General features: G+C 44.2%; 9 protein-coding genes. 3 read left to right on the top strand and 6 right to left on the bottom strand.

Annotated elements, in window-relative coordinates:
- Positions 1 to 427: 427 nt before the first annotated feature.
- Positions 428 to 601 carry a hypothetical protein gene (locus NOM72_RS00955; RefSeq protein WP_023469413.1) on the bottom strand — a complete coding sequence of 58 codons (174 nt, stop codon included), beginning with the start codon at positions 599 to 601 and terminating at the stop codon, positions 428 to 430.
- A 72-nt stretch (positions 602 to 673) separates the two neighbouring features.
- Here NOM72_RS00955 and NOM72_RS00950 point away from each other — a divergent pair, with 72 nt between their 5' ends.
- Entirely contained in the window at positions 674 to 1,255 is a 582-nt protein-coding gene (locus NOM72_RS00950; protein ID WP_174316594.1) for an LOG family protein, read from the top strand.
- A gap of 159 nt (positions 1,256 to 1,414) precedes the next feature.
- Here the strand turns inward: NOM72_RS00950 and NOM72_RS00945 are convergent, their stop codons facing one another.
- Positions 1,415 to 2,368, bottom strand: coding sequence for an ABC transporter ATP-binding protein (locus tag NOM72_RS00945; protein WP_035396040.1), 954 nt, complete (start codon positions 2,366 to 2,368; stop codon positions 1,415 to 1,417).
- A 15-nt stretch (positions 2,369 to 2,383) separates the two neighbouring features.
- Positions 2,384 to 3,181, bottom strand: coding sequence for an ABC transporter permease (locus NOM72_RS00940; protein ID WP_235147601.1), 798 nt, complete (start codon positions 3,179 to 3,181; stop codon positions 2,384 to 2,386).
- A gap of 796 nt (positions 3,182 to 3,977) precedes the next feature.
- Between NOM72_RS00940 and NOM72_RS00935 the strand changes: the two genes are divergently transcribed.
- The gene (locus NOM72_RS00935) at positions 3,978 to 6,101 is read left to right on the top strand and encodes a 5'-nucleotidase C-terminal domain-containing protein (RefSeq protein ID WP_174316595.1); all 2,124 of its coding nucleotides are present in this window, start codon (positions 3,978 to 3,980) and stop codon (positions 6,099 to 6,101) included.
- Between the two features lie 45 nt (positions 6,102 to 6,146).
- On the opposite strand, the gene NOM72_RS00930 is transcribed toward NOM72_RS00935, so the two are convergent.
- The 3 genes from NOM72_RS00930 to NOM72_RS00920 all read right to left on the bottom strand — a co-directional run bounded on the left by NOM72_RS00930 (position 6,147) and on the right by NOM72_RS00920 (position 9,864).
- Positions 6,147 to 7,505, bottom strand: coding sequence for an ankyrin repeat domain-containing protein (locus tag NOM72_RS00930; protein WP_174316596.1), 1,359 nt, complete (start codon positions 7,503 to 7,505; stop codon positions 6,147 to 6,149).
- A 166-nt stretch (positions 7,506 to 7,671) separates the two neighbouring features.
- Positions 7,672 to 8,691, bottom strand: a complete 1,020-nt coding sequence (gene desA / locus NOM72_RS00925) for a Delta(5) desaturase DesA (protein WP_255997389.1) — start codon at positions 8,689 to 8,691, stop codon at positions 7,672 to 7,674.
- A gap of 471 nt (positions 8,692 to 9,162) precedes the next feature.
- On the bottom strand, positions 9,163 to 9,864 hold the full coding sequence (locus NOM72_RS00920; protein WP_214746990.1) for a tyrosine-protein phosphatase: 702 nt from the start codon (positions 9,862 to 9,864) through the stop codon (positions 9,163 to 9,165).
- Positions 9,865 to 9,968: 104 nt separating this feature from the next.
- Between NOM72_RS00920 and NOM72_RS00915 the strand changes: the two genes are divergently transcribed.
- Positions 9,969 to 10,949, top strand: coding sequence for a hypothetical protein (locus NOM72_RS00915; RefSeq protein WP_255997388.1), 981 nt, complete (start codon positions 9,969 to 9,971; stop codon positions 10,947 to 10,949).
- The last annotated feature ends 9 nt before the right edge of the window (positions 10,950 to 10,958 follow it).

The raw sequence follows: 10,958 nt of genomic DNA, 5'->3' as shown, positions 1-10,958 counted from the left end.
ACGTTTGACTGAGTACTCAAGTGGAATTCGTTCGATTGCTACGTCTTTATGTCCAATTTGATTTGCAGCACTTACACCGAAAGTAGCAGTCAATGATAAAGCAGCAATTGCTAAACCTAGTTTCTTTTTCAAGTTCATATAAATAACCTCCTAATTTTTTTCGTCTGGCTTTGTAACAACATCATATATCCTTAGACCCCCTCCAAATATTCGAATACGAATATTTATGTTATTTTACACATTATTCATTATAACCATTACTTTTGACACGTATCATATGTCCTGAATACTGTCCTTTTTTTACAAACTATCCATCAAAGTGTTGAATTTGTGTATGAAAATAGATTTTTTTGAATATTCCATCGCTTTATTTTTTCAAATCTAAATAAAAATGCTCGCTCAACTCATATGAGTCGAACGAGCATTTTTATTTAGATGATTGTCGTAACGCAATGACGTAAAAGATACCGAGTACTACAATCACGCCTAGTAGTATCGAACTAATCGTCGTCCGAGTCGATGTATCGGGCATCCATATCCCAAGTCCTAAATTGATTGCTGCGATGATTAGGACGAGCCAAACAATTGTACGTGGTCGCATATCGATCTCCTTTCCATTCTGCCTTCCCATCGTCGAATATGCTATGGTGGAAACAACGAAGGAGGTTCTTTCATGAATAGACTTGCTGTATTTTGTGGTTCCAAAGATGGTGCCGATTCACTCTTTCGAGAGGCGGCAGGAAAACTCGGTCAAGCGCTCGCCGCGCGCAGCATCGGACTTGTATATGGAGGGTCACGCGTTGGAACGATGGGCGCAGTCGCAGATGCTACGCTCGCTGCTAAAGGTCAAGCAATCGGTGTTCTTCCCCACTTTCTTCAGGAAAAAGAACTTGCGCATCCTGGACTAACCGAACTGCATCTCGTCCACTCGATGCATGAGCGAAAAGCCAAAATGTCAGAGCTCTCTGATGGATTCATCATTCTCCCGGGTGGTCCAGGAACGATGGAAGAATTTTTTGAAGTTTTCACTTGGGCACAGCTTGGACTTCATGAAAAGCCATGTGGTGTACTGAACATTGATGGCTACTATGATCCCTTGATTTCCCTATTCGATACGATGGAACGTCAAGGATTCTTGATTCCCGAACACCGTGCAATGTTGATCGTCGAGTCAGATGCTGAACGTCTTTTAGAACGTTTTGCAACGTATGAAGCACCGCGCGTCAAAACCTATATGGATCGTTCACAAACCTGATGAAAACGGAGTCTTGAACTCCGTTTTTTTTGATTACATTTCTTGATTTGCGATGATTCCTTCTTTTTCCACTCTCCTTTAGCATTCTTCACTCCTTTTACTAATTCCTACTTACATGATATAAAAAGCCAGATACCGATTGGTACCTGGCGCAGAGAATCAAAAGAAATTTAAGATAGCGTCGCTTAAATTCGCCAAAGATGGCGTTTCATCAACGACCATTAAGCTTCCTGCTGCAAGTACAAGAATACCTAGCGCAGATAAGATCAATGCCGGATGTTTGATGTTTTCCTCTGAATCCGTATTTTGTTTCCCGGAACGAGCATTAGCAGCTTGTGCTTTTAAGCGGTCACGCCGAAATTGATGTTGCTCCTCTTTCGACCATTTTTTATATTCCGCAAGAAACTTTTTATATTCCGGTAAGACATCTTTGGTTGTTCCGTCGAGTCGTACTTGACCATATTCGAGCCAAATGACGCGTTCACAAAAACTCTTGATTTGTGACAACGAGTGACTGACGAAGATGATCGTCTTACCTTCATCCTTAAACTCATTCATCTTATCGATACAACGATTATAGAAGGTTTGGTCACCAACGGATAGGGCTTCATCAACGATTAGAATATCTGCATCGACATTGACGGCAATCGCAAATCCGAGTCGAGATTTCATCCCACTCGAATACTTCTTGATTGGCTGATCGATGAAATCACCGATATCAGCGAAATCGATGATGCCTGGCATCCGACGCTCGATTTCCGCATCATCCATCCCAAGCATGAGACATTTCAAGCGAATATTCTCTCGCCCTGTCAGGACATTCTTTAATCCTTGTGAGACGGCGATGATCGCGACTTCACCATTAATGGCGACGTCTCCTTCGTTTGCATAGATGATTCCTGAAATCAAGTTCGAAAGTGTAGATTTACCGGAACCGTTGATTCCGACGAGTCCAACGACTTCACCCGAGCCGATTTCAAGCGAGATATCTCGCAGTGCAGTGAATGTTTTAACGCTCTTGCTTTGATTCTTGAACAAGAGCTTGAATTTTTCTTTCGTAGTCGTAACCATGTCGAAGCGTTTCGTGACATGGTCGAGTTTAATCATAGACATGGCGATTTCCTTCCCTTAGACGAGCTCAGTGAATGATTTACGGAACTTGATATGCAAGAATGTTCCAGCTGTGAACAAGAGGAGCGTCACACTCCAGAAGTACAGTCCAGTTGGCCATTCCTGCCAGACCCAATGTCCTCCGAGCAGACTCGCCCGGTATCCCTCGACAAGATAGTAGACCGGATTCAGGCGAAGGACACCGTGCAGGGCGTCCGGGAACCGCTCAATATTCCAAAGAATCGGTGTCATATAAAAAAGCATCCGCATCATCGATTGCAAGAAGAGCTGAATATCTTTGACGAGCGTAATGAGCGTTGAAAAACAAAGTGAGAATGCGTAGACGAAAATGTATGTCGCAATCATGTAATAAGGCAACTGAAGTAGTTTCCATGTAATCGGAATCCCATTTGCGAGGATGACGATGAATACGATCACAAGCATTGCGAAGTGTTGATACATCCGTGACAAAATAACGTATGACGGAATGGCACTCATCGGGAAACGCATCTTCGTCACCATCGCAAGTCGACTATTGATCGAGTTCGATCCACGTAATAAAGCATCGTTGATAAAGAACCAAACGACGATCCCACAGAGAAGCCATACGATGAATGGAATGTTTCCATCGACATTTTCATTTCCCCGAAGACCGACACCAAAGACGAACCAGTAGATGAAAATTTGGAGACCCGGATTGAGGAGTTCCCATAAGAGGCCAAGGCGTTGTTCTGCGTGTGCGGACTTAATTTCATATCGCGCGAGCCGGCGAATCAAAGGAAAGTTTTCAACCTGTTCCCGGATGATACTTTTCATTTCTTTCAACATAAGTGTAAGTTCCTTCCGATTTCATGGTGCATGTATTTGTAATTCAATGAATTCTGGATCAAATTCAAACAAAAAACGGGTTCTGTCCGCGATTCCTCAAACGAACATTCCTCCGATCGACATGATATATCATGTCTAATTATCCATCCCTCCTCGTTTATCTTTCGATTGTGTACATACGAAGTACACTTAATCAATTCTAGCCATCCGTAAAAAGCGTGTCAACGTATAGCGTGAACCGACACCAAACTGTAGCTTTCCCGTTGAAACAAAAAAATCGACAAGGACTCCTTGCCGATCCATTCACAGGATTAGGTATGTGTAAAGTTAGGAAATTCAATTGTCGTCGGTGGAGAGGCGAGCCCCCATATAATCAAGATTCCCATTATACAAAGTATACCTACGAGTAGACTCCTACGTATCTTTTCATCCATTCGTACTCCCGCCTCCCCATCGCATATTTTTCATATAGTAAATTATACATTTTTTTGAAAATGTTTACTACGCGATTCTCTCAAAATGAGGACAATTTCCTACAATCTATTGTAATCTACGTTTCTTTTGAAGGAGGAACAAGATATAATGTAAGCGCAATCATTTATCTTTTCTTCTTTCAGGTAGAAGAAAACAAACGACTTGCAAGAGTTGTATTGTCGTCGGACCTAAGAATTTACGCATTTTACAAAAGGTTCATGACACGATTGTCTGTTAAGCATTTATAGTAGAAGAAGAGGTTACCGATCGCTGGTTGACCTCATATCATCTCGAGGGAGGATTTTTATTTATGTACAAATCAAAACCGCTTTACGCGGCAGCAGTAGCTGTCGCATTGACGACATCGGCAATCGTGCCGGCTGCACAAACGACCGTATCTGCTGCAACACATGTCAAAGTCAAGACGGTCAAATTGAAGTCTCTCACTTTCACGAAGGGTGAGCCTGTTAAACTTCCGGCTACATACAAGGGAGAAAAAATCTCATGGGGTGCATACAATAAGCACATCTTCAATCGCTACCAAACGGTTCATGGCACATATGGTAAGAAAAAGCTCCCAATCGAAGTAAAGATTCACGTCGAGAATTATGTGATCAAAATCATTGAGTCCGTTAAGGAACAAGTGATTTCAGTCGATCAAAAACCAGTCCTTCCTAAAAAACTAGCTGTTCTTTACGCTAACGGCAAAGTCTACGATAAAGAAATCAAATGGAGCAAAGTTGATACGAGTGAGTCAGGTACTTACTATGCGACAGGTAGCTTGACGCATAAAGGCAAAACGGTCACGACAAAAGCAAAAATCATCGTCCGTGACATCAATACAGATGATTTCAGCCTTGCCTTGCTCCATACGAACGATACACATGCTTCGCTCGATAACGCTCCAAAACGCGCGACTGCTATTAAAGAGCGCCGTGCCGCTTACCGCGCCGAAGGTACACCGTCGCTTCTCCTTGATGCTGGTGACGTCTTCTCAGGATCACTTTACTTCAATGAGTTCAAAGGACAAGCCGATCTTAAACTCATGAACTACATGAAATATGACATGATGACGTTCGGTAACCATGAGTTTGATCTTGGTGCTAAAGATCAAGGTGCTGCTTTGCAAGCCTTCGTTGCTGGCGCTGACTTCCCATTCATCACAGCAAACGTTGATTTCAGTAAAAATCCGCTCTTCAACGGGATGCAAAAGAAAACAATCACGTCTGGTCCGGAAGATGGACGGATCTACCAAGGTGTCATCAAAAAAATCAACGGTGAAGAAGTTGGTTTCTTCGGCTTAACGACAGAAGAGACAGTTGATATTTCAAGTCCAGGAACGGTTGCGTTCTCGAACTACATCAAGAGTGCTCAAGCGACCGTTGATAAATTCAAAGCTCGTGGTATCAATAAAATCGTTGCATTGACACACATCGGTTACGATGATAATCCTGCAGTCGATAATGATCAATTACTCGCTCAAAATGTTGACGGAATTGACGTTATCGTTGGTGGCCATACACATTCGAAGCTTCTTCAACCAACTTACGTACCTGTTGATCCAGAAGTCAATCCGAAAAAGACAGAGCCAACAATTATCGTACAAGCGTATCAATATAGCGAGTTCCTTGGCGATGTCAGTATGACATTCGACTACAAAGGGAAACTCAAATCATACAAAGGTTCACTTATTGACGTAAAAGCACAAGCTCCGGATGCTGGTGCTGCTGAAATCTTGAAGCCTTACGCCGACAAAATTTCTGCTATCAAAAATCAAGAAATTGGTGTAGACATTCTCACTGCACTCCCAAATCCGCGTAAATCGGACGGATTAGATATCAATGTTCGTAACTCCGAAACAGCTCTTGGTAACTTGATTACAGACGGTATGCTTGCAAAAGCAAAAACATTAAATCCTGATACCGTCATCGCTGTGCAAAACAGTGGTGGTATCCGTGCTGCAATTGATGCAGGTCCATTGACGACTGGCGAAATCTTAACGACATTACCATTCGGAAATACGCTTGCAACGGTTAAATTATCAGGAGCAGAATTAAAACAATTGTTCGAAAGCAGTGTGGGATTGTTCCCGCTTGAAAACGGTGGTTTCTTACAAGTTTCTGGTATGAAGCTCGAATACGATGGCTCAAAAGCAAAAGGTGAACGTGTCACGAAGATGACGATCACGAAAGATGGCGGAGTGGAAGAAGTCGTTGATCCAGCGAAAATGTACGTTGTTGCGACAAATGCATTCTCTGCAACTGGAGCTGATGGCTTAACAGCGTTTAAGACAGCTTATGATGACGGACGTTTCACAGACCTCGGTCTCTCTGACTGGGAAACGTTCCGCGACTACGCGATTTCGAAGAAAACAATCGATTATAAAATTGAAGGACGTATCCTTAACGTGGATCCAGCTCTTCAAGGTAAATAAGTTCGTAAAAAGTGCTCCTTCCCGATTTCGGGAGGAGCACTTTTCTTATAACGTTTGAGACGTATGTTGCTTTAACAATCGAATGATGTCGTCTAATTCATATTGCTGTGCCAGCATGAGAGGGGTCAATCCGTCTTTGTTCTTGATCGAGACGTCTGCGCCTTGATCAAGTAATACTTTTACGGTCTGAGCGCCTTCCCCTTCAACCGCATGATGCAACGGCGTATATTTTTGTTCATCCAACTGATTGATTTTTTCCCCTTGATCGAGGTATAGCTCTACCAATTCCTTGTTGTTGCTATATACCGCCGTGATGAATGGACGTTCTCCGAAGTCATTGATTGCGTCCACATCACTTCCTTGCTTGATTAACGCGTCAAAGATTTCCTTTAATCCTTTACTTGACTTCCGGTATCCCAGATAGTGCAGTGCCGTATCGCCATCCGCGTCCACTGCCTTCATGTCACCGTCCGGAAGCTCCGCCTGTACTTCTTCCAACGTCCCCTTTTGAATCGCAGCCATCAACTTCGTTTCCTGCAATCCATTCGCCTTTGACTCATCCGATGACGTGACGACCGCTTTCGCGGAGTCAGTTGAAAACGATACGTTCTGGACGCTCCAACCGATGAATCCGAATACGATCAGACTGGACGCCACTAGTGAAAAACGGATGACTTGTTGTCCGGTCGGTGCCTCGCGCGTCAACCATCCTAACTCGACCAACCGGCGATCTGTCGTCGGCTGTGCATGAACCATCTCACTGACGACTTCTGCTAGCGTGATATGTTTTTTTTCCGCTAAGTATTCAGCAGTATCGATTTCATCGATCAATCGATACCGTCCGTTTTCTTTTAGAATACTCTGCATGACACTATCTGGATCGTCTACAAGATGCATGGCTTGACGATCTCGGTATAAGGATATCGTTCGTAAATAAGCCGGTCTTAAAAACGGAATCCAACTGCCTAGTAGTAATGCGAAGCGTTTTTCCTCGTCATTATGCTTCAGACGGAGTAACTCTCGAACTCGTTCGAACTCATTTCGCTCCCGCATGGCTTTCTCTGGTAAAAAAAACACGTTCGTTCGGAACAGACTCACGCCTCTAATCGGCGATACGTCGTCTCCGACGATATAGATGCGTGGTGTCTTTAAATTCAAACGTTCCGATAACGACGCGATATCATGATATAGTTCCGGAAAACGATATTCGGTTACCTCAATGCCTTCTTGTTGCAATCGGATCACCGAGGAAAAGAGTCGTAATATTTTCCAGGCGAGCCAGACAATTGTTAGCCCCATTAAGACAAGGCCCAAAGCGCCCAGTTCAAAAGACAGGTAGACCAGTGCCCCTACTGTCGCAATCGCATTTAAAAACAAAAGCCAGAAGTATATTTTTCCTTTCATGCCAGTCCTTCTTTCTATGTGTCTCTTCTCTTTATTCTTTAGTTTAGAGTAACATTTTCAATTTTGTCGTGCCTATATTTTTCCATTCCTTACTCTTTATCGGTCAACTTCTTGTGATTTCAAAGCAAAAAGCACCTCATCTTAAAAAAGATAAAGTGCTGCAAGCTCAAAGTGATGATGATTTCGGTTCACGCAGGAGATGCTTGATGTCCTGGAACGTGACGAACGTCTTATTTTTAGCATCGTACAGTTTATAACGTAAGGATTTTAAGCTAGAGAACAAGCCGATCGTCGTCGCCTTTTGAAGGGGTGGCGTCGAGACGTGTGCCTTCTCTAGATGATAGTTCGGTACACGTGGACTCAGGTGATGGACATGATGGAAACCGATGTTTCCTGTCACCCACTGTAATACTTTAGGGAGTTCGTAATACGAACTGCCTTCAATCGCAGCCTTGACGTAATCCCATTCGCTTTCATCTTCAAAATAAGAATCTTCGAATGTATGTTGGACATAAAACAACCAGATACCAAGTACGCCTGCTGTGAACATCGTTGTCCCTTGGATGATCAAGAATGCTTGCCAGCCAATCCAGTAAATTAAGAGACCGTATAAAAGGATCAGTGATACGTTAATCAGATATGTGTTAAGACGCTCTTTCTTCCGTGCGTCTTTCCGGTTGAAACGACTCGTCACTAAAATCAACAGCAACGGACCTAGCCCGAACATGACGAGCGGGTTCCGATAGAGTCGATATTTCAATCGCGTCCATTTCGATGACGCAATGTATTCTTCGATTGTCATTACCCAAATATCACCGACGCCCCGCTTGTCCAAGTTACCGCTTGAAGCGTGATGAATCGCATGTTCTCGTTTCCACTTTTCGTATGGAAATAGCGTTAGCACACCTGTAATGGTTCCTACGATTGCATTCGCTTTTTTGTTTTTGAAAAACGAACCATGTGTACAATCGTGGAAGATGATGAACATCCGCACGACGAATCCCGCAGCGATCATCGCAAGCGGTACTGCGAGCCAGGCTGACACGTGAAGTGCTTGATACGCCAAAAACCAAATGACGAGAAACGGCAGGATCGTATTGATCATCTGTCGGATGCTGGCCTTGATGTCTGCCTTCTCAAAAGGCGAGACATGTTTGCGCAGCTGTGCGATTTTTTCTTTACTCATGTATTACTTCCTCCTCGGGTTGTTCCAGCGTTCACGACGCTAATGATGATGATGCCTAAAAAATGAAAGAATTGAGCGGCGTACGTGACGATGTCCTCGAAGATTCGAACGTAATCATGCCCATATTGATTAATCGCTTGAATATTTTTAGTACCAAGTAATTATATCATATCATATATTTTTCAGGATTTTGATTTATTAGAAAAGTTTTTAAAAAAATAAGGCTGAAAAAAAAGAATGACGCGTCTTTTCGCGCCCTTTCCTCAGGCGAGACTCAAGTCAGTTTTCCTGCCTTATTCAGGCATGAAAGTGGGGCTTGTTTGTCTCTGACAGCGCAAACATACGCTTTTTCCTGTAGGAGTGGCGTATGACGCGTCACTCTTTTTGTTATGAGGTAAAGGTGACAGATCATCACTCTGCCACCCTTACCTTTGTAGAGAATGACTGTTGAGTCAGCTTCACTGTCATGTATTAGACAATTGGCGGTGACACCAAGATTTGTTCAGCGTTCCATTTTAATCGATCGACGACGTTCGCTCCAGACCACTGTTCAATCTGTTGATACGCCGGCATAAGATGAAGATGGTCTGTTGCTTTTTTAGCGTTGGATGCGATGAAGTGTACCCATCCTTTTTGAACGGCACGCTGACAAAATAGTTTCTTCTCTTCTCCATGATGACCGAGAATACTGTGTGTCGCCAGTTGACAACGTACGCCCTTTTCAATTAGCTGGACCAAACGTTCAGGATGCTCGAGAAGTTCTGCGTTATCTTCCGGTTGCGCAAGGATTGGCAAATACCCGTCTTCGATTAATCCGGTCATGATTTCTTCCGTATAGACCGGTAGCGGATCGTCGGGGCAATCGATTAACAGATAGGCGGTATCCGCTAACGTCAAGACGTGCCCTTGGTTGACCGCATCACGCAATCCGAGTGTCAAACGCGTCTGTTGTCCCGGATAGACGAGGACAGGAATCTGTCGCTGGGCCAGTAGAACATTTAGCTCTGCTACGATCAATTGGACTTCTTCTGCTGTCGCATGCGTCGCATATGGTGTTGCGATGATTCGGCGCACCTCTTCCGCAGCAGCACGCCGTGCCATGCGGATCGTCTCTTCGACATGAGTCGCTCCCTCATCGATCAACGGCAAAAGATGATTATGAATATCGATCATCATCATTCCCCCTTTTCTCATTCGTCGTCCCATAAAAAATGATAACATAAAAGGAAACGGAAAATTCATACATATCCTGACGTTAGAAGGAAGGAGGATGCCTTATGCATCGCGCCTTATCCGCTTTACAATTCTATACCTCTCACACGGAAGTTGATATCAAGCGTCTCCATGAACGAATCCTGCTGTCCTTGTCTTCCTCTTCTTCGCTTCAGGCGACTTGCCTTCATCTGACAGGGATAGCACCCTCGCGACCGTTTCAACAAGATACGGTTCGTCCAGAAGAGTGGCAACGATTTTTGGACGGTCATCCACACGAGAGCATCGCTGACTTTTATGGTTTCCTTACATCTGTTCCTTTACTAGATGAAGGAGACGAGATGCCGCTCGAACAGACGACGCCCAATGCAGTACCGAAAAAGCGGGTCTTGTCCTGGCGACTCGTCCTCCTCGCGCTCGCTTGCTTCTGCATTGGTGCGCTTGCTACATGGGGATATCAGACATGGGCGAAGAAAGACGTAATCTATCATTTCGTCTCCACGAAATCGAGTCCGATTTATCGTCATCCTGATTCCTCGACCATTCTTCAATCCGCCGACTTTGGTGATGCATTCCCTGTCCTCGATATCGTCAAGGATCGTGCGCGTATCCAGCTCCCTGACCGGACGCAGGCATATATGAAAGCGAGCGACCTATCCAAAAAAACGATTGGTTCCATGATGACGGATCAAGCGTTGTTGAAATGGACGGACGCATATATGACGCTTCCGAAACAAACACGAGCGACCGATCTATTGGATGATCCCGCTACGACATGGGTCGGTCTCGGATCACCGAAACAAAAAATCAAAACGGCTGTAGATGAAACATGGACGTATGAGTCATTCACCGTACACCTCATCGATGATCGCGCATACGCCATCGATTGGAAGAGCCCACGCCTTTCCCAAAAAGAGTTGGCGCGTCTTGGGACGTTCCAGCGAACGAATACAGCGGGACGACTGCGCATAAGCACCCATTATCAATTACAGATCATCGAGTCCGAGTCGCGTATTCAGCTGATTCGTCTAACAAAACGGATGTAAAGCAAAATC

The sequence above is a fragment of the Exiguobacterium sp. LL15 genome (assembly GCF_024436095.1).
GTDB classification, from domain to species: Bacteria; Bacillota; Bacilli; order Exiguobacteriales; family Exiguobacteriaceae; genus Exiguobacterium_A; species Exiguobacterium_A indicum.
The sequence above is the reverse complement of the archived record's forward strand: the minus strand, read 5'-3'. Positions and strand labels throughout refer to the sequence as shown.

What these genes read in the sequence shown, in the direction of transcription:
- NOM72_RS00940 (WP_235147601.1), bottom strand. Translation starts at nt 3,181, where the DNA reads ATGAAAAGTATCATCCGGGAACAGGTTGAAAACTTTCCTTTGATTCGC.
- NOM72_RS00920 (WP_214746990.1), bottom strand. Translation starts at nt 9,864, where the DNA reads ATGATCGATATTCATAATCATCTTTTGCCGTTGATCGATGAGGGAGCG.
- NOM72_RS00950 (WP_174316594.1), top strand. Translation starts at nt 674, where the DNA reads ATGAATAGACTTGCTGTATTTTGTGGTTCCAAAGATGGTGCCGATTCA.
- NOM72_RS00945 (WP_035396040.1), bottom strand. Translation starts at nt 2,368, where the DNA reads ATGTCTATGATTAAACTCGACCATGTCACGAAACGCTTCGACATGGTT.
- NOM72_RS00915 (WP_255997388.1), top strand. Translation starts at nt 9,969, where the DNA reads ATGCATCGCGCCTTATCCGCTTTACAATTCTATACCTCTCACACGGAA.
- NOM72_RS00935 (WP_174316595.1), top strand. Translation starts at nt 3,978, where the DNA reads ATGTACAAATCAAAACCGCTTTACGCGGCAGCAGTAGCTGTCGCATTG.
- NOM72_RS00930 (WP_174316596.1), bottom strand. Translation starts at nt 7,505, where the DNA reads ATGAAAGGAAAAATATACTTCTGGCTTTTGTTTTTAAATGCGATTGCG.
- NOM72_RS00955 (WP_023469413.1), bottom strand. Translation starts at nt 601, where the DNA reads ATGCGACCACGTACAATTGTTTGGCTCGTCCTAATCATCGCAGCAATC.
- desA (WP_255997389.1), bottom strand. Translation starts at nt 8,691, where the DNA reads ATGAGTAAAGAAAAAATCGCACAGCTGCGCAAACATGTCTCGCCTTTT.